Here is a 17,512-nt window from a genome sequence, read left to right on the forward strand (position 1 = left end):
ACATGCATGACGAAGACCTCAACCTCCAGGATCGGGCGCTGTTGCCGGAGTCGGAGCTTGCTATGCAAATGCAAGCTGCAGCCGCTGAACAGTTAACGGATCTGGTCCAGGAGACTGCTGAAGTCCAGACGCAGCAAGTGCTGGCTGCTACAGATGCCGAGGTTGCGGTGCAGGCTGCTGGCGCCGAGCCGGTTCCCGATCTCTCCACCCTGACCGCGGCCAAGGAGGCTGCGGCTTTTGTGGCCCAGATCTTTGCCGACCCCGGCATCTCCGATGCGGCCGATGCCGATGTGACGGCCGTGGAGCAGCCCCAGGCGGCTTCAGCCGATGTGGTCGAGCTGCCCCCCGTGCCCGTGCTCTGGCCTCAGGCCGCCGCGCAGCATCTGCAGGGTCAGCGGGTGCTGATCCTGGGCCTGGGCATCTCGGGCATCGCCATGGCGCGCTGGTGCGCGCGTGCGGGCGCCGAGGTCACGGTGGCCGATACGCGCGAGGCACCGCCGCATCTGGCGACCCTGCAGGCCGAGCTGCCCGGCGTGCGCTTTGTCGCGGGCGAGTTTTCCGCGGCCCTGGTCGACGGCCGGGGCCTGAGCTCCGTCTACCGCTCGCCGGGCCTGAGCCCGGCCACGGTGGCGCCGGTCTTCCAGGCAGCGCGCGCCATCGGCCTGCCCGTGGGCGGCGAGCTGGATCTGTTCGCCATGGCCCTCAAGGGCCTGCGCGAGGCCCATGGCTATGCACCCAAGGTGCTGGGCGTGACGGGCACCAATGGCAAGACCACGGTGACCTCGCTGAGCGGCCAGCTGCTTGAGCATGCGGGCCTGAGCGTGAGCGTGGCCGGCAATATCGGCCCTTCGCTGCTGGATACTCTGTCCGAGCGCATCGATGCGCAAAGCCTGCCCCAGGCCTGGGTGCTGGAGCTGTCGAGCTTCCAGCTCGACGACTGCCACGGCTTCGAGCCCACGGCGGCCACGGTGCTCAATATCACCCAGGACCATCTGGACTGGCATGGCGGCATGCCGGCCTATGCGGCGGCCAAGGCCCATGTCTTTGGCGAGCAGGGCCTGATGGTGCTCAACCGCGAAGACCCCGTGGTCATGGCCATGCTGCCCGCACCGGTGTCCGTGCCCGGCAAGCGCGGCAAGACCTTCCAGCGCGCCCATGTGACTTTCGGCGGCGATATGCCGCGCCGACCCGGCGATTTCGGCCTGGAGGTCGTCAACGGCATGACCTGGCTGGTGCGCGCCCACGAGGCCGACGAAACCAGCAAGGGCAAGACCGCCGACGATCTGCACATCGTGCGCCTGATGCCTGCCGATGCGCTGCGCATCCGCGGCCGCCACAACGCCATCAACGCCCTGTCGGCGCTGGCGCTGGCCACGGCTGCCGGCTGCAATCTGGCGCCGCTGCTCTACGGCCTGCGCGAATACCGGGGCGAGCCCCACCGCGTGCAGCCCATAGGCCGCGTGCAAGACGTCGAATACTTCGACGACAGCAAGGGCACCAATGTCGGGGCCACGGTCGCGGCCCTGATGGGACTGGGTCCGGACCATCGCATCGTGGCGATTCTGGGCGGTCTGGGCAAGGGCCAGGATTTTGCACCGCTGGCCGCTCCCGTCGCGCGCTATGTGCGCGCCGCCGTGCTGATCGGGCAGGATGCGCCGCAGATTCGCGCAGCGCTGAGCGACACCGGCGTGACCCTGGTCGACGCCGCGACCATGCAGGAGGCCGTGCAACAGGCCGCGCGTCTGGCCCATGCGAATGACGCCGTGCTGCTGTCGCCGGCCTGCGCGAGCATGGACATGTTCAAGGACTATGCGGACCGCGCCCACCAGTTCGTGGAAGCGGTGCGCGAGCTGGCACTGGACGCCGGCCAGCAGCTGGAGGACGGTGCATGACCACCTCCTTCATGACCAGCCTCTCCGGCCGCATGCGCTCTTTGCTGCGCAGCGCCGGGGACAAGCCCATAGACGTGCTGCCGGTGCGCGTGGGCGGGCCGCAGTACGACCGACCCACCCGCACCCCGGCCAGCGTGCTGGGCCTGGATCAGGCCCTGATCTGGGTGGTCATCGCTTTGCTGTCCTGGAGTCTGGTCATGGTGTATTCGGCATCGATCGCGATGCCGGACAACCCGCGCTTCGGCAAGATCGAGCCCTATCACTTCCTGATGCGCCATGCCATGTCCATAGGCATGGCTTTCGTGGCGGCTCTGCTGGCGTTCCAGGTGCCCATGAATGTCTGGGAGAAGGTCGCACGCAAGCTGTTCGTGGTCTCCATCGTGCTGCTGGTGGCGGTGCTGATTCCGCACGTGGGCACGGTGGTCAACGGCGCGCGGCGCTGGCTGTCGCTGGGCATCATGAATTTCCAGCCCTCGGAGCTGGCCAAGTTCTCGGTGCTGATCTATGCGGCCGACTACATGGTGCGCAAGATGGAGGTCAAGGAGCGCTTCTTCCGCGCCGTGCTGCCCATGGGGCTGGCCGTGGTCGTGGTCGGGGTGCTGCTGCTGGCCGAGCCCGACATGGGCGCCTTCATGGTGATCGTGGTGATCTCCATGGGCATTCTGTTCCTGGGCGGCGTGAATGCGCGCATGTTCTTCATCATCGCGCTGTTGGTGGTCATGGCCTTCGTGATGATCATCGCCACCTCGGAGTGGCGGCGCGAGCGCATTTTTGCCTACCTCAATCCCTGGGATGAGAAGCATGCGCTGGGCAAGGGCTACCAGCTCTCGCATGCGCTGATTGCCATCGGCCGCGGCGAGATCTTCGGCGTGGGCCTGGGGCGCAGCGTGGAAAAGCTGCACTGGCTGCCCGAGGCCCATACCGACTTTCTGATGGCCGTGATCGGCGAGGAGTTCGGCCTGGTCGGGGTGCTGCTGATCGCCGTGACCTTCCTCTGGCTGACCCGCCGCATCATGCTGATCGGTCGCCAGGCCATCGCGCTAGACCGCGTGTTCGCGGGACTGGTGGCCGAGGGCGTGGCGATCTGGATGGGCTTTCAGGCCTTCATCAACATGGGGGTGAATCTGGGGGCGCTGCCAACCAAAGGCCTGACTCTGCCGTTAATGAGTTTTGGCGGTTCGGCCATTTTGATGAATTTGATAGCGATAGCCGTGGTGCTTCGAGTGGATTACGAAAACAAGCTGCTGATGAAGGGAGGCCACGCATGAGCCTGCCACTACAAGCCGTTGGGCAGCAGGACAAGCAACGCACGGCCCTGGTGATGGCCGGCGGCACCGGCGGCCATATCTTCCCCGGTCTGGCCGTGGCCCAGGAGCTGCGCGAGCGCGGCTGGCAGGTGCACTGGCTGGGGGCGCCGGACTCCATGGAGGCGCGCATCGTGCCGCCCCAGGGCTTTGCGCTCGAGAGCATCGAGTTCGGTGGCGTGCGCGGCAAGGGACTCAAGACCCTGGCAGCGCTGCCGCTGCGGCTGCTCAAGGCCTTCTCCCAGGCCCGCGCCGTGATGCGTCGCGTGCAGCCCGATGTGGTGATAGGCCTGGGTGGCTACCTCACGGTCCCCGGCGGGCTGATGGCGGCCATGTCCGGCGTGCCCGTGGTGCTGCACGAGCAGAACTCCGTGGCCGGCATGGCCAACAAGGTGGTGGCCACGGTGGCCAAGCGCGTGTTCACGGCCTTCCCCAAGGTGTTTGCCAAGGGCGAGTGGGTGGGCAATCCGCTGCGCCGGGCCTTCACCGAGCAGCCCGATCCCGCGCGGCGCTTTGCGGACCGCGCCGGTCCGCTGAAGCTGCTGGTCGTGGGCGGCAGCCTGGGTGCCAAGGCCTTGAACGAGATCGTGCCCCAGGCCCTGGCCCTGATTCCCGCCGACCAGCGCCCGCAGGTCATGCACCAGAGCGGCGCGGCCCAGATCGACGCGCTGCGCGCCAACTATGCGGCGGCCGGCGTGCAGGCCGAACTCACGCCTTTCATCGACGACACGGCCAAGGCTTTTGCCGATGCCGATGTCATCGTCTGCCGCGCGGGAGCCAGCACCGTGACCGAGATTGCGGCCGTGGGCGCCGCGGCGATCTATGTGCCGTTTCCGGCCGCCGTGGACGACCACCAGACCAGCAATGCGCGCTTCCTGGTGGACGCCGGCGCCGGGTGGTTGTTGCCGCAAAGTACTTTGAGCCCCCAAGGGTTGGCTGAAATGCTACAAAATATGCAGCGTGCGACGCTGTTGGAGCGCGCTGAACTAGCGAAGAAAATGCAAAAGATCGATGCCACCGCGAAGGTGGTTGCCGCTTGTGAGGAGTTGGCCGCATGAAACACGCCATCCATCACATTCATTTTGTCGGTATTGGCGGCGCCGGCATGAGCGGCATCGCCGAAGTGCTGCACAACCTGGGCTATGCCATCTCGGGCTCCGACCTGGCCGACAGCGCCACGCTGCGCCGTCTGGCCAGCCTGGGCATCAAGACCTTCGTGGGCCATGCCGTGGGCAATATCGCGGGCGCCGATGTCGTGGTCACCTCTACGGCCGTGCATGGCGACAACCCCGAAGTCGTGGCGGCGCGCGAGAAGAAGATTCCCGTCGTGCCGCGCGCGCTGATGCTGGCCGAGCTGATGCGCTTCAAGCAGGGCATCGCAATTGCGGGCGCCCATGGCAAGACCACCACCACCAGCCTGGTGACCAGCGTGCTGGCCGAGGCCGGGCTGGACCCGACCTTTGTGATCGGCGGCAAACTCAACAGCGCGGGCGCCAATGCCAAGCTCGGCCACGGCGACTACATCGTGGTCGAGGCCGACGAGTCCGATGCCTCCTTCCTGAACCTGCTGCCGGTGATGGCCGTGGTCACGAATATCGACGCGGACCACATGGAGACCTACGGCCATGACTTTGGCCGTCTCAAGCAGGCCTTCGTGGACTTTCTGCACCGCATGCCGTTCTACGGCCGCGCCATTCTCTGCGTGGACAGCCCCGCAGTCCGCGAAATCCTGCCCAAGCTGGCGCGCCCGGTGACCACCTACGGTTTTGCCGAAGATGCGCAGGTGCGCGCCGTCAACGTGCGCGCCGAAGGCGGCCGCATGTGCTTTACCGTGCGCCGCAGCAACGGCCAGAGCTATCCCGACCTGGATGTGGTGCTGAGCCTGCCCGGCGAGCACAACGTGCTGAACGCGCTGTCGGCCGTGGCCGTGGCCATGGAGCTGGAGATCTCGGACGAGGCGCTGCTGCGCGCGCTCGAGGGCTTCAAGGGCGTGGGCCGCCGCTTCCAGCGCTATGGCGAGCTGCCCGCCAGCAACGGCGGCACCTTCACCATCATCGACGACTACGGCCACCATCCGGTCGAGATGGCGGCCACGCTGGCCGCGGCGCGCGGCGCCTTCCCGGGCCAGCGCCTGGTGCTGGCCTTCCAGCCCCACCGCTACAGCCGCACGCGCGACTGCTTCGAGGACTTCGTGAAGGTCATAGGCAGTGCCGACTCCGTGCTGCTGGCCGAGGTCTATGCGGCGGGCGAGTCGCCCATCGTGGCGGCCGACGGCCGCTCGCTGGCCCGTGCTTTGCGTGTGGCCGGCAAGGTCGAACCTGTATTTGTGGAAAACATTGCCGATATGCCGGCGGCCATCGCCGCGAATGCGCAAGCTGGCGATGTATTGCTCTGCATGGGTGCGGGCTCCATTGGTGCCGTGCCCGGAAAGCTGGTTGAAATGCTCTCGAAAGATGAGCTGAGTGTGCAAGAGGGGAATGCGCAATGAGCACATTTGGCACCAATATTGATGTGAAGGCCCTGGGCAAGGTGGCCGTGCTCATGGGCGGGCGCTCGTCCGAGCGCGAGGTGTCGCTGATGTCGGGCTCGGGCGTGCTCGCCGCGCTGCAGTCCAAGGGCGTGGACGCCCACAAGTTCGACCCCGCTGAGCAGGGGCTGGACCAGCTCAAGGTGCAGGGCTTCGACCGCTGCTTCATCGCGCTGCACGGCCGCTATGGCGAAGACGGCACGGTGCAGGGCGCGCTCGAGCTGCTGGGCATTCCCTACACGGGCTCCGGCGTGATGGCTTCCAGCATTGCCATGGACAAGGTCATGACCAAGCGCATCTGGCGCTTCGAAGGGCTGCCCACTCCCGACTGGCGCATGGTGTCTTCGGCCGAGGAAACCGTGGCGGCATTTGAGGCGCTGGGCGCACCCATGATCGTCAAGCCCGCGCGTGACGGATCGAGCATCGGCCTGACCAAGGTGATGAATGCCGAGGAATGCGCCAAGGCCTATGAGCTGGCGGCCCGGTACGACCTGGAAGTGCTGTGCGAGCAGTTCATTGCCGGCGACGAGACCACCTGCCCCGTGCTGGGGGCCGACGCCGGCGCCCACGCGCTGCCGGTGATCCGCATCGTGGCGCCCGAAGGCAATTACGACTACCAGAACAAGTACTTCACCGACACCACGCAATACCACTGCCCCAGCGGTCTGCCGGCCGAGGAGGAGGCCGAGATCCAGCGCATCGTGGTCAAGGCCTTCCGCACGCTGGGCTGCCGCGGCTGGGCGCGCGCCGACATCATGATCCGCGCCGGCGACCGCAAGCCCTTTCTGCTGGAGATCAATACCTCGCCGGGCATGACGGGGCACTCGCTGGTGCCCATGGCGGCGCGGGCCTCCGATGTGAGCTATGAAAACCTGTGCCTGGGCATTCTGGCCAGCAGCACGCTGGATGGAGAAGCGCCACAGCCATGACCCGCAACCAACCCACAGCCGTCGTGCCGTTCGACGTCAAGCTCATGAACATCACCGCCACGGTGATGTTCATGGGGTGCTTGGCTGCGTGCGTGATGGCCGTGGGCTGGTGGCTGATGCGGACTCCGGCCTTCAACATCGGCCGGATCGTGGTGGAAGGCGAGCTGGTGCACAACAACGCCGTGACGCTGCGCGCCAATGTGGCGCCGGCGCTCAAGGGCAATTTTTTCACGGTGGACCTCAAGTCGGCCCAGCATGCTTTCGAGCAGGCACCCTGGGTCAAGGAAGCCCAGGTGCGCCGCGAGTATCCGAACGGCCTGCGCGTCATCCTCAAGGAGCATGTGGCCGAGGCCTTCTGGGGGCCCGACACGGGCACGGGCCTGGTGGACAAGGCTGGCGAGGTGTTCGAGGCCAATCTGGGCGAACTGGACCGCGAAGGACTGCCGCGGCTGCAGGGACCCGAGGGCTCGGCCCTGCGCGTGCTGCAGATGTTCCGCATGCTGGCTCCGACCCTGAGGCCCCTGAACGTCGGCCTGGACGGTCTGACGCTGGATGCGCGCGGCGGCTGGGAAATGGCGCTGGACAACGAAGCCGTGATCAAGCTGGGCGGCGGAACGGCCGAAGAGGTGCTGCAGCGCGTGCAGCGCTTTGTGCGCACGCTGCCCCAGATCACCTCTCAATACAAACGCACGGCCGTGGCCCTGGAGTCCGCCGATCTGCGTTACGACGATGGCTATGCCTTGCGACTCAAGGGCGTGACCACCGGTTCCTCTGCCGCGGCGACACCGGCCAGGGCGAGGCGATGAACAGGAGCAGGGGAGCACGCATGCAAGGCGCACACAAAGACAAGACAGAACCTACCGGGGGCGGAAGCTGATATGGCAAGAGAATACAAGGATGTGATCGTTGGGCTGGATATCGGCACGGCCAAGGTGATGGCGGTGGTGGCCGAAGTCATGTCCAATGGCGAGCTCAAGCTGGCGGGCCTGGGCGTGGCGCCCAGCAACGGCCTCAAGCGCGGCGTGGTCGTGAATATCGATGCCACCGTGCAGAGCATCCAGCAGGCCTTGAAGGAGGCCGAGCTGATGGCCGACTGCAAGATCCAGCGCGTCTGCACGGGCATCACGGGCAGCCATATCCGCGGTCTCAACTCCAGCGGCATGGTGGCTATCAAGGACAAGGAAGTTTCGGCCACCGACATGGCCCGCGTGATGGAAACCGCCAAGGCCATCAATATCTCTTCCGACCAGCGCCTGCTGCTGGTGGAGGCTCAGGAATTCGTGATCGACGGCCAGGAAGTGCGCGAGCCCATAGGCATGAGCGGCATCCGCCTCGAGGCCAAGATCCATATCGTGACCGGCGCCCAGAGCGCGGCCGAGAACATCATCAAATGCGTGCGCCGCTGCGGCCTGGAAGTGGAGCAGCTGCTGCTCAACCCGCTGGCATCGGCCCAGGCCGTGCTCACCGATGACGAGCGCGAGCTCGGCGTGGCCGTGGTCGACATCGGCGCCGGCGCCACCGACGTGGCCATCTTCACCGGCGGAGCGATCCGCCACACGGCCGTGATTCCCATCGCCGGCGACCTGATCACCAGCGATATCGCCATGGCGCTGCGCACGCCCACCAAGGATGCCGAGGACATCAAGGTCGAGAACGGCTATGCCAAGCAGCTGCTGGCCGATCCCGATGCCCAGGTCGAAGTGCCGGGCCTGGGCGACCGCAGCCCGCGCATGATCAGCAAGCAGGCGCTGGCCGGCGTGATCGAGCCCCGTGTGGAAGAGATCTTCTCGCTGGTGCAGCAGGTCATCCGTGAATCGGGCTACGAGGAAGTGCTGTCCTCGGGCATCGTGCTCACGGGCGGCAGCGCCGTCATGCCCGGCATGATCGAACTCGGCGAGGACATCTTCCTCAAGCCCGTGCGCCGCGGCCTGCCCAAGTATTCGGGCGCGCTGGCCGACATGGTCGCCCAGCCGCGCGCGGCCACCGTGATGGGTCTGCTCGACGAGGCCCGCCTGGCACGCATGCGCGGCTACAAGGTGGCGCAGAAGAGCGGTTCCATGAAGACCGCTTTCGGCCGGTTCAAGGACTTCATCGTGGGGAACTTCTGATATGAGCACTCATCGCATGTTCATCACCGGCCCACCCATGACGGATTTTTCGCGGCACCGGCGACGAAGACCGAGGCCGCTCCACGATTCGACGATTTCTTTTCCACAGCAGCGACAAACCACCACTAGAGAACAGGAGCACCACCATGCCTATCGACATGATTGAAGTTGAAGAGTTCAACCAAGGCACGCAGATCAAGGTGATCGGCGTCGGCGGCGGCGGCGGCAACGCCGTCGACCACATGATTGAACGCAATGTGCAGGGCGTTGAGTTCATCACCGCCAACACGGATGCGCAGGCCCTGCTGCGCAGCCGTGCACACCGCACCATTCAACTCGGTGGCAGCGGCCTGGGTGCAGGCAGCAAGCCCGACAAGGGTCGCGATGCTGCCGAAGCTGCTGTGGAAGACATCCGTGCCGCCATCGAAGGCGCGCATATGCTCTTTATCACGGCCGGCATGGGCGGTGGTACGGGCACGGGTGCCGCTCCTGTGATCGCCCGCGTCGCCAAGGACATGGGCATTCTGACGGTGGGTGTGGTGACCAAGCCTTTCGAATGGGAAGGCGGCCGCCGCATGCAGAACGCCGACTCCGGTCTGGCCGAGCTGGAAGCCAATGTGGACTCGCTGATCGTGGTGCTCAACGAAAAGCTGCTCGATGTGCTGGGTGACGATATTTCCCAGGACGAGGCTTTCGCCCATGCCAACGATGTTCTCAAGAATGCCGTGGGCGGCATCGCTGAAATCATCAACGAGTACGGCCATGTGAACGTCGACTTCGAAGACGTGCGCACCGTGATGGGCGAGCCCGGCAAGGCCATGATGGGCACGGCCAAGGCCGCCGGTCCCGACCGCGCACGCATCGCCGCCGAGCAGGCCGTGGCCTGCCCGCTGCTGGAAGGCATCGACCTGTCCGGCGCCAAGGGCGTGCTGGTGCTGGTGACGGCCGCCAAGGGCAGCCTCAAGCTGTCCGAGTCGCGTCTGGCCATGTCCACCATCAACGCCTACGCTTCGCCCGACGCGCATGTGATCTACGGCGCGGCCTACGACGATTCGCTGGGCGATGAAATCCGCGTGACCGTGGTGGCCACCGGCCTGTCGCGTCCCCACGTGCGTCGCCAGAGCATCCAGGTGGTGCAGGGCGGTCTGCGTACCGGCACCGACAACGTGGCCGTGGGCCTGCCGCCCCTGAGCGGCAATGTGGGCATGGACTTCGGTACCGCCAACACCAATGTGCCCAGCGTCTGGCGCACCAACCGCAGCCAGGCTTCGGAGCGCGTGAGCGCCCTGGCCTCGGGCGGCATGGAAGACGTGGAAATCCCCGCCTTCCTGCGCAAACAGGCCGACTGATCGTCGGCCACCCCCTGAGGCGCTTTGCGCCTTCCCCCTCTCTCGCTTCGCGGGAGGGGGACGACAGCCTCGCTGCGGGGCGGCCCTTGCTCGCTGTCTCTGTGATGGGACATGCCTGTTTGGAGGGGGGCGGTCAGCCGTCAAGGCCTGCGGATCGTTAAGGATCGAGGCCTCATCAGTTCGCTGTATGGCAGCGATTAATACAACCCTGGGATGGCTATGCTGTCTCGGGGTTGTCACATTTAAAATGGCGACATGCTCCAACAACGCACCATCAAGACGATTTCCCGTGCCGTAGGCGTGGGTCTGCACAGCGGCCAGCGCGTCGAACTGACGCTGCGCCCTGCCCAGCCTGATACCGGCATCGTGTTCCGTCGCGTGGATCTGCCGGAGCCGGTGGACATCCCCATCTCCGCCGAGGCCGTGACCGATACGCGCATGGCCTCCACCATAGGCACGGGCGGCGCCAAGGTGCATACCGTCGAGCATCTGATGTCGGCGATTGCGGGCCTGGGCATAGACAATCTCTACGTGGACATCACGGCCGAGGAAGTGCCGATTCTGGACGGCTCGTCCTCCTCCTTTGTGTTCCTGCTGCAAAGCGCAGGCATAGAGCTGCAGAAGGCGCCCAAGCGCTTCATCCGCATCAAGAGCCCGGTGGAAGTGCGCGAGGGCGAAGGCCAGAATCTCAAATGGGCGCGCTTCGACCCCTATCACGGCTTCAAGCTGCGCTTCGAGATCGACTTTGCCCACCCCGCTGTGGATTCCACGGGCCAGTGCGTGGAGTTCGACATGGGCCTAGACAATTACACGCGCGATATCGCGCGGGCCCGTACCTTCGGCTTCACCAAGGATGTGGAGATGCTGCGCAACAACGGCCTGGCCCTGGGCGGTGGGCTGGACAACGCCATCGTCATGGACGACTACAAGGTCCTCAACAGCGATGGCCTGCGCTATGACGACGAATTCGCCAAGCACAAGATCCTTGATGCGATCGGCGATCTGTATTTGATCGGCAAGCCCATTCTTGGCGCCTACAGCGCCTTCCGCTCGGGCCATGGCCTCAACAACAAGCTGCTGCGGGCTATGCTCGCCCAGCCCGAAACCTGGGAGGTCGTGACCTTCGAGAGCGAGCGCCAGGCGCCCCAGGGCTATGCGCAGCCCGTGCGGGCCTGGTAGGTGGGTTAAGCCATGCTGATTTTCCGCTGGCTGGCCAGTTTGCTGATCCTGGCTTCGCTGCTGTGCTTCGCGTTCTACCTGGGAACGGGCAGGTCGCAGTACAAGCGCCTGGGCTTTCTGCTTTTCAAATGGACGGTCATCGCGGCCCTGGCCTTTTTTGCCGTGCTGTTTGCGGGGCGCATTGCCTGAATAGGCTCAGATCGTTTGCATGGCTTGCGGTATCTGCGCCTGAAGTTATTGAATCAGTAGCTGCACGAACTTTGTGGTCGCGTGTTGCAACGGTGTAGGTTTTGTAAACCGGGGCAAAAGCCGGTAAAGCGACGTTCGTCCTGCGCCGCTGCGAGGCGGGTTCGGGGGATGATGCAGGTGTGGGCGGCATCTGGCAGGCCGCCGTGACTGAACCGTTTCAGAAAGGAGAAACCATGTCCCGTCTGACAACCCGTGTTCTTTCCGCCTCGATGGCTGCGTGCCTGGGGCTGAGCTGCCTGGCCGTACAGGCCCAGCCGGGCCGAGGCCCGCAGGAGATGCGCCATGGCGGCCGCTATGACGACCGCGGCGACCGCTATGAGGACCGCCGTGATGAGCGCCGCTTTGACCGCGATGACCAGGGCCGTGGCGCAGGCCCGGAGCATGACTGGCGGCGCGGCTACCGCGTGCCGCCCGAATATCGCTCGCATCACTATGTGGTCGATGACTGGCGTGCCCACCATCTGTCGGCTCCGCCGCGCGGCTACCACTGGATACAGAATGGCGGCGACTATCTGCTGATCGGCATAGGCACCGGCGTGATCCTCTCCATAGTCCTGGACAGCGGCTACTGAAACCCGTGTTCTCCACAGTCGGCAGCCGTGTGGCCGTTCAGGGCATCAATAGACTCTGCCGCCGCGGTACATCGCATGCTGGCGGCGGCGCAGGTCCGTGACCTCGGCCATCTTGCCCATGGCCGCCGCCGCATGGGCATGGGTGATGGCCAGGCCCAGGGCGTCGGCGGCGTCGGTGCCGGGCAGGCCCGGCAGCTGCAGCAGACGCTTGACCATTTCCTGAATCTGGCTCTTGGCCGCGCGGCCGTGGCCGACCACGGCTTTTTTCATCTGCAGCGCCGTGTACTCGGCCACGGGTAGATTGGCGTTGACGAGAGCCGTGAGCGCCGCGCCGCGCGCCTGGCCCAGCAGCAGCGTGGACTGGGGGTTGACGTTGACGAACACGATTTCCACGGCCGACATATCGGGCTGGTAGCGTGCAGCCACCTCGGAAATGCCGTCGAACAGCATCTTGAGGCGGCCGGGCAGGTCGCCCAGCTCCATCTTGGTGGTGCGGATGGTGCCGCTGGCCACATAGGACAGGCGTTGGCCGTCCATGTCTATGACGCCAAAGCCCGTGGTCTGCAGGCCGGGGTCGATTCCTAGAATGCGCATGGCAGCCGATTATCCACGTACCAACCCGTTGCATTCCAGGCGAGTGGCGCAGGCCTATGCCGGCCGCGCCGCAGCGCCTCAGGGGGGCGTAATCATCGGGATATAGTGGGTGATGGTGCGGGTGCGCAGCGCCAGATAGCGCGACTGGGGCGTTTTCTCGAAGCGCTTGGGTGCCGGCAGCATGGCCGCCAGACGCGCAGCGTCGCTGGCGCTGAGCTGGGCCGCGCTCTTGCGGAAGTAGTGCTGGGCCGCGGCCTCGGCGCCGAAGATGCCCTGGCCCCATTCCACGCTGTTGAGATAGATCTCCAGAATGCGCCGCTTGTCCAGCATCAGCTCCAGCAGCTGGGCCAGCACCAATTCCTGGCCCTTGCGCAGAAAGTTGCGCTCGCCCGAGAGCAGCAGGTTCTTGGCCAGCTGCTGGGTGATGGTGGAGCCGCCGTAGACCTTGGCCGGCCTGCCGTTGTCGGCCTTCTCGGCTTTTTCCTCGGCCCTGGCGTTGCGCTGGTAGGCTTTGCGGATCGCATCCCACTGCACGCCATGGTGCTCCATAAAGCCCGCATCCTCGGAGGCGATCACCGCGCGCTTGAGGTTGGCGGAGATCTGCCCATAGTCCACCCATTGCTGGCGCCAGCGCAGGCCGTCTTCGCTGTGCGCCAGCTGCCAGGCCTCGGAGCGCTGATAGCTGGTCGATTGCGGGTCAGCCCAGACCATGACTGCGATGCGTGCTACAAAAAATACTTGCAGCAGCAGGCCTGCGCAGAGTATCAGTAGCAGCAGTCGGGCCAGGGCTTTCATGGCTGGCGCGGGTCTGGGCGCGCGGTTTCGGCCTGCAGCAGCGTGCGCAGTTCGGCCAGCACCTGGGCCGAGGGCGGACGCACGCCGCGCCACAGAGCAAAGGACTCGGCCGCCTGCTCGACCAGCATGCCCAGGCCGTCGCGCGCCTGGGCACCGTGGCTGCGGGCCCAGTCCAGAAACAGTTGGGCGGCCGGGCCATACATCATGTCGTAGGCCAGGCTGCCGGGGCGCAGCACCGATGCGGGAGCCGGCACCTCGGCGCCCGCGAGGCTGCTGGCCGTGGCATTGATGACGATGTCGAAATTCTGGGCCGGATCGGCTTCCAGCCCTTGTTTTTCAAGCGCCAGCAGCTCTACCTGATGCAGCGCTGCCAGCGGCGCATGCTGTGTCACCAGCTCTACGGCCCTGGCGTGCGTGCGGTTGACCACGACGATGCGGCGCGGCTGTTGCTCGATCAGCGAACCCAGGGCTCCGGCCGCGGCACCGCCCGCGCCCAGCAGCAACAGATCGCGTCCCGCGATCTGCACGCCCGCATTGCGGACTATGTCGGCGACTATGCCCAGCCCGTCGGTGTTGTCCGCATGGATGCCCTGGGCATCGAACACCAGGGTGTTGGCGGCACCAGCCAGGCGCACGCGTTCGCTGGCGCTGGCGGCCAGCTCGGCGGCCTGCAGCTTGAAGGGCACGGTCACGTTGCAGCCTCTGCCGCCGCTGGCGGCAAACTCGCGCACAAAAGCGCCAAAGCCGTCCAGCGGCACCAGAGTGCGCTCATAGCTCAGCCGCTGGCCCGTGAGCTCGGCGAAGCGGGCATGGATCCAGGGGGAGCGGCTATGGGCCACGGGGTTGCCAACGACGCAGTAGGAATCAAGAGTGGTCGTCATATCTAAGAATTTGTGCAAGCTTGAAAGCATGAAGCCGGGCCTGCAATACTGGCGCGGTCTAAGCGGGCGGCGGCGAGCAAGGGCCGCCCCGCAGCGAGACTGCCGTCCCCCTCCCGCGCAGCGAGAGAGGGGGAAGCCGCGAAGCGGCACAGAGGTTTAGCGCACATCCGTTTCCAGCGTCTGCTCGCGCGTGAACTTGAAGCGCGAGACCACGGCGATCTGGTCGGCCTTGGCGCGCATGGCGGGGCCGAAATGACCGTAAGGGCCGGCCGCGCGCGCAATGGCTTCGGCGCGCGTGTCCAGCATGCGGTTGCCCGAGCCCTGCACTACCTCGGTGGAGAGCACGCGGCCGTCGTGGTTCACGGTGAGGATCATGACCAGCTCGCCATAGAGCTTCTTGCCCTTGTTCTCGGGGAAGTTCTCCGTGCCCTTGTCCTCCACCTTGCGGCGCAGTGCATCGTAGTAGACCGCATACACGGCCTCCTTGGTGGCGGGACTGATATAGCGCTTCTTGGGTCTGGCATTTTCCTCGTTGATGCGCTTTTCGATCTCGGCCAGCATCTTGATGAGCTGGCGGCGCTTCTGTTCCTGCGCCTCGTGCTCCCTGGCGTCGGCGGAGAGGCGCGGGTCCAGCGGCGGCAGGGATGCGACCTGTTCGCGCAGCTGGGTCAGCAGCTGATTCTGCTGCTGCTGCATGGCGTCGATCTGGCGCTGCTTTTCCTCGAAGTCGTCGCCCGCGGCCGTGAGGGCCGAGTAGGGCATGGGGCTGGTGGCCCGACCCTGGTCGGCGTCGCCGCCGCCGGCCAGCGCTGTCTGGGCAATGGCCTGGGCCTTGTCCGGCGTCTCGTTGGCACGCGCGTTGACCAGGATCACCTCCAGCGGCGTGTCCTGAAACACGCGCTCGAAGCGCTCCGGGTCCACGAACTTGATGGACAGGGTCACGACATGCACGGCAATGGACACGCCCAGCGCAATCTGCAGCGTGCTCAGTCTTTGAAGCGAGGTAGGCAGTTTCACGGCAGCGCCCAGAGCGGATGGAGGGGATGCATCAGGACGACTGGTTGTTGGCGGCCGGAGCGTCGGCGTCGTTCATGTCCACCGCGATGGAGATGGGGCCGGCCACGGCTTCCTCCTCGTCCTCGCCTGCGTCCTCGGCAGTCTGGACGTCGCCGTCCAGACGTTCGATCAGCGTGCCCGAGATGTCGAGCGCGATCTCGTCGATCTCGCCGAGCTTGACGCGCACATGGGCGCCGCGCGGCAGGTTCTGCGCGCCCAGCACGGGCAGCACCAGGGGCAGATCGTCGGCGCGCACCAGGAAGCCGCCGTTGACGCCTTCCTTGATCACGCTGGCCGTGAGCTCGGTGATGTTGTTCTGCTGCAGATACTTGAGCGTCCAGAAGCGCTCCATGCCGGCCTGGTAGCCGTTGTAGGCGCTGTAGGCGCCGTCGAAGCTGCTGATGATGCCGAACAGCTCAGCATCCTTGGGCTTGAACGGAGCAGCCAGCGCGGCCGTCGCGCCATGGCGCGCACAGGCAATGATCTGCCACTGGTTGACCAGGTCCACATAGCGGCGCAGCGGCGAGGTGGCCCAGGAATAGGCTTTCACGCCTATGCCCGCATGGGGCAGGGCCTTGGTGCTCATGCGCACCTTGACGCCGGGAGCCAGGCTGGCCTGGCTGCGGTAGATACCGGGCACGCCCAGTTCGGCCAGCCAGCTGCCCCAGGTGCTGTTGGCCACGATGGCGGCCTCGGCCACGATCAGGTCCAGCGGCGCGCCGCGCTTGCGCACGCTGATCTGCACCTGCTCGCTGCCCTGGGGCTCGGCGCCGTCATTGCCGACCAGGCGGAAGTTGTAGTCGGGGCGGCTGAAGTTCTCGGGCTTGCCGCGCACCACTTCGCGCTTGGCCTTGAGATGCTTGGACCAGCGCTGCAGAAATGTGAGCTCCTGGCGCTTGCCCAGCAGAGGCTGGGGCGTGTTTTTGATCTCGATCGAAGGATCGGCCAGCCATTCCTCGGTCACGATATGGTCGAGCTTGTCGTAGCGGAAGTTGACTTCCACGGGCACGCGCTCCAGTCGGGTTTCGCTGGCCGTGGTCTCCAGCGTCGCCTCGTCTATGGTCACGTACAGCGACACGGCCGGGTTGGAGCGGCCCTCGTCCAGCGTGTAAATCTGCACTACCTCGTCGGGCAGCATGGTGATCTTGTAGCCCGGCATATAGACCGTGGACAGGCGTGCACGGCCCAGCTTGTCGAGCTCGCCGCCGGGCGTGATGGCCAGGCCGGGCGCCGCGATGTGGATGCCCACGGTGACGGTGCCGGTGCCCAGGCCCCGCACGGAGAGCGCATCGTCGATTTCGGTGGTCGCCGAATCGTCGATGGAGAAAGCCTGGACCTCGGCCACGGGCAGATCGGCCGGCGGCTGGGGGGCTTGCAGGCTGGGGAAGCCCGTGCCCTTGGGGAAGTTGTCGAACAGAAAGCGCTTCCAGTGGAACTGGTAGGCCGAGTCTATGGCGCCCGCGCGGTGCAGCAGCTCCAGCGGGGCCAGCTTGGTGGCGCGGCTGGCTTCGACCACGGCCTTGTATTCGGGCGCGTTCTTGTCGGGCTTGAACAGAATCTTGTAGAGCTGCTCGCGGATGGATTGGGGGCAGGCACCGCGGCTCAGCTCCTCGGCCCAGGCCTCGATCTGGGCCTGGATCAGCTTCTTCTTCTCGATGGCGGCCAGGGCCTGCTGCAGGATTTCGGCCGGTGCCTTCTTGAAACGGCCCTTGCCCGCACGGCGGAAATAGTGCGGCGCGTCGTAGAGCCGGAACAGCGCGCCGGCCTGCTGGGCCAGCGTGGCGGATTCGGAGAAATAGTCGCGCGCCAGGTCGGCGAAGCCGAACTCCTCGTCGGGGGCGAACTCCCAGGCCAGATCCAGATCGATCTCGGCGGCCTGGGCCTGGGCCTGGGTCATCAGCTCGGCGGGAGCCGGCTTCTCGAACTTGAGCAGGAGGTTGGCGGCCTTGACCTTGACCCGTTTACCCGAGTCCAGTTCGACCTGGGCCGAGGATTCGGCTTCGGAGAGGATGCGCCCGGCCAGAAATTTGCCGGCTTCTTCAAACAGTGCGTGCATAACCGCGCATTTTCCCACGAG

Annotated in this window: 16 protein-coding genes; 11 read left to right on the plus strand and 5 right to left on the minus strand. The window is 65.8% G+C overall.

Going from position 1 to position 17,512, the window contains the following annotated elements:
* The first annotated feature begins 2 nt into the window (after window positions 1-2).
* The 11 genes from murD (at window position 3) to AB6724_RS07610 (ending at window position 12,109) form a co-directional block, all read left to right on the plus strand.
* A complete protein-coding gene (gene murD, locus AB6724_RS07560) occupies window positions 3-1,892 on the plus strand; it encodes a UDP-N-acetylmuramoyl-L-alanine--D-glutamate ligase (RefSeq protein ID WP_369337894.1) in 1,890 nt (629 codons plus the stop codon).
* Window positions 1,889-3,160, plus strand: coding sequence for a putative lipid II flippase FtsW (ftsW, locus tag AB6724_RS07565; RefSeq protein ID WP_369337895.1), 1,272 nt, complete (start codon window positions 1,889-1,891; stop codon window positions 3,158-3,160). Before murD ends, ftsW begins: the two co-directional genes overlap by 4 nt.
* Entirely contained in the window at window positions 3,157-4,254 is a 1,098-nt protein-coding gene (gene murG / locus AB6724_RS07570) for an undecaprenyldiphospho-muramoylpentapeptide beta-N-acetylglucosaminyltransferase (protein WP_369337896.1), read from the plus strand. Before ftsW ends, murG begins: the two co-directional genes overlap by 4 nt.
* Window positions 4,251-5,684, plus strand: coding sequence for a UDP-N-acetylmuramate--L-alanine ligase (gene murC / locus AB6724_RS07575; RefSeq protein ID WP_369337897.1), 1,434 nt, complete (start codon window positions 4,251-4,253; stop codon window positions 5,682-5,684). The genes murG and murC overlap by 4 nt, the downstream gene beginning before the upstream one ends.
* On the plus strand, window positions 5,681-6,652 hold the full coding sequence (locus AB6724_RS07580) for a D-alanine--D-alanine ligase (RefSeq protein ID WP_369337898.1): 972 nt from the start codon (window positions 5,681-5,683) through the stop codon (window positions 6,650-6,652). Before murC ends, AB6724_RS07580 begins: the two co-directional genes overlap by 4 nt.
* On the plus strand, window positions 6,649-7,458 hold the full coding sequence (locus AB6724_RS07585; RefSeq protein WP_369337899.1) for a cell division protein FtsQ/DivIB: 810 nt from the start codon (window positions 6,649-6,651) through the stop codon (window positions 7,456-7,458). The genes AB6724_RS07580 and AB6724_RS07585 overlap by 4 nt, the downstream gene beginning before the upstream one ends.
* A gap of 72 nt (window positions 7,459-7,530) precedes the next feature.
* Window positions 7,531-8,760 (plus strand): cell division protein FtsA, encoded by a 1,230-nt coding sequence (gene ftsA / locus AB6724_RS07590; protein WP_369337900.1) that lies wholly within the window; start codon window positions 7,531-7,533, stop codon window positions 8,758-8,760.
* Window positions 8,761-8,906: 146 nt separating this feature from the next.
* Window positions 8,907-10,109, plus strand: a complete 1,203-nt coding sequence (ftsZ, locus tag AB6724_RS07595) for a cell division protein FtsZ (RefSeq protein ID WP_369337901.1) — start codon at window positions 8,907-8,909, stop codon at window positions 10,107-10,109.
* A 255-nt stretch (window positions 10,110-10,364) separates the two neighbouring features.
* Window positions 10,365-11,288 (plus strand): UDP-3-O-acyl-N-acetylglucosamine deacetylase, encoded by a 924-nt coding sequence (lpxC, locus tag AB6724_RS07600; protein ID WP_369337902.1) that lies wholly within the window; start codon window positions 10,365-10,367, stop codon window positions 11,286-11,288.
* A gap of 12 nt (window positions 11,289-11,300) precedes the next feature.
* Complete coding sequence (locus AB6724_RS07605) at window positions 11,301-11,477, plus strand: hypothetical protein (RefSeq protein ID WP_369337903.1); 177 nt, start codon at window positions 11,301-11,303, stop codon at window positions 11,475-11,477.
* Between the two features lie 233 nt (window positions 11,478-11,710).
* Window positions 11,711-12,109, plus strand: a complete 399-nt coding sequence (locus AB6724_RS07610) for an RcnB family protein (RefSeq protein WP_369337904.1) — start codon at window positions 11,711-11,713, stop codon at window positions 12,107-12,109.
* A gap of 45 nt (window positions 12,110-12,154) precedes the next feature.
* Here AB6724_RS07610 and ruvC read toward each other — a convergent pair whose 3' ends face one another.
* The 5 genes from ruvC to AB6724_RS07635 form a co-directional block, all read right to left on the minus strand.
* The gene (ruvC, locus tag AB6724_RS07615; protein ID WP_369337905.1) at window positions 12,155-12,703 is read right to left on the minus strand and encodes a crossover junction endodeoxyribonuclease RuvC; all 549 of its coding nucleotides are present in this window, start codon (window positions 12,701-12,703) and stop codon (window positions 12,155-12,157) included.
* Between the two features lie 78 nt (window positions 12,704-12,781).
* Window positions 12,782-13,498 carry a monofunctional biosynthetic peptidoglycan transglycosylase gene (gene mtgA / locus AB6724_RS07620; RefSeq protein ID WP_369337906.1) on the minus strand — a complete coding sequence of 239 codons (717 nt, stop codon included), beginning with the start codon at window positions 13,496-13,498 and terminating at the stop codon, window positions 12,782-12,784.
* A complete protein-coding gene (gene aroE / locus AB6724_RS07625) occupies window positions 13,495-14,379 on the minus strand; it encodes a shikimate dehydrogenase (RefSeq protein ID WP_369337907.1) in 885 nt (294 codons plus the stop codon). The genes mtgA and aroE overlap by 4 nt, the downstream gene beginning before the upstream one ends.
* A 156-nt stretch (window positions 14,380-14,535) precedes the next feature.
* On the minus strand, window positions 14,536-15,396 hold the full coding sequence (locus tag AB6724_RS07630; RefSeq protein ID WP_369337908.1) for an energy transducer TonB: 861 nt from the start codon (window positions 15,394-15,396) through the stop codon (window positions 14,536-14,538).
* 31 nt (window positions 15,397-15,427) lie between these two features.
* A complete protein-coding gene (locus AB6724_RS07635; RefSeq protein ID WP_369337909.1) occupies window positions 15,428-17,491 on the minus strand; it encodes a ribonuclease catalytic domain-containing protein in 2,064 nt (687 codons plus the stop codon).
* Window positions 17,492-17,512 lie beyond the last annotated feature (21 nt).

The organism is Comamonas guangdongensis, assembly GCF_041079535.1.
Classification (GTDB): domain Bacteria; phylum Pseudomonadota; class Gammaproteobacteria; order Burkholderiales; family Burkholderiaceae_C; genus Comamonas; species Comamonas guangdongensis.

Excerpts from the sequence above, each read along its gene's own strand:
- aroE (WP_369337907.1), bottom strand. The coding sequence starts at position 14,379 with ATGACGACCACTCTTGATTCCTACTGCGTCGTTGGCAACCCCGTGGCC.
- ftsA (WP_369337900.1), top strand. The coding sequence starts at position 7,531 with ATGGCAAGAGAATACAAGGATGTGATCGTTGGGCTGGATATCGGCACG.
- AB6724_RS07585 (WP_369337899.1), top strand. The coding sequence starts at position 6,649 with ATGACCCGCAACCAACCCACAGCCGTCGTGCCGTTCGACGTCAAGCTC.
- murD (WP_369337894.1), top strand. The coding sequence starts at position 3 with ATGCATGACGAAGACCTCAACCTCCAGGATCGGGCGCTGTTGCCGGAG.
- AB6724_RS07610 (WP_369337904.1), top strand. The coding sequence starts at position 11,711 with ATGTCCCGTCTGACAACCCGTGTTCTTTCCGCCTCGATGGCTGCGTGC.
- AB6724_RS07635 (WP_369337909.1), bottom strand. The coding sequence starts at position 17,491 with ATGCACGCACTGTTTGAAGAAGCCGGCAAATTTCTGGCCGGGCGCATC.
- murC (WP_369337897.1), top strand. The coding sequence starts at position 4,251 with ATGAAACACGCCATCCATCACATTCATTTTGTCGGTATTGGCGGCGCC.
- mtgA (WP_369337906.1), bottom strand. The coding sequence starts at position 13,498 with ATGAAAGCCCTGGCCCGACTGCTGCTACTGATACTCTGCGCAGGCCTG.
- ruvC (WP_369337905.1), bottom strand. The coding sequence starts at position 12,703 with ATGCGCATTCTAGGAATCGACCCCGGCCTGCAGACCACGGGCTTTGGC.
- ftsZ (WP_369337901.1), top strand. The coding sequence starts at position 8,907 with ATGCCTATCGACATGATTGAAGTTGAAGAGTTCAACCAAGGCACGCAG.
- ftsW (WP_369337895.1), top strand. The coding sequence starts at position 1,889 with ATGACCACCTCCTTCATGACCAGCCTCTCCGGCCGCATGCGCTCTTTG.
- murG (WP_369337896.1), top strand. The coding sequence starts at position 3,157 with ATGAGCCTGCCACTACAAGCCGTTGGGCAGCAGGACAAGCAACGCACG.
- AB6724_RS07580 (WP_369337898.1), top strand. The coding sequence starts at position 5,681 with ATGAGCACATTTGGCACCAATATTGATGTGAAGGCCCTGGGCAAGGTG.
- AB6724_RS07605 (WP_369337903.1), top strand. The coding sequence starts at position 11,301 with ATGCTGATTTTCCGCTGGCTGGCCAGTTTGCTGATCCTGGCTTCGCTG.
- lpxC (WP_369337902.1), top strand. The coding sequence starts at position 10,365 with ATGCTCCAACAACGCACCATCAAGACGATTTCCCGTGCCGTAGGCGTG.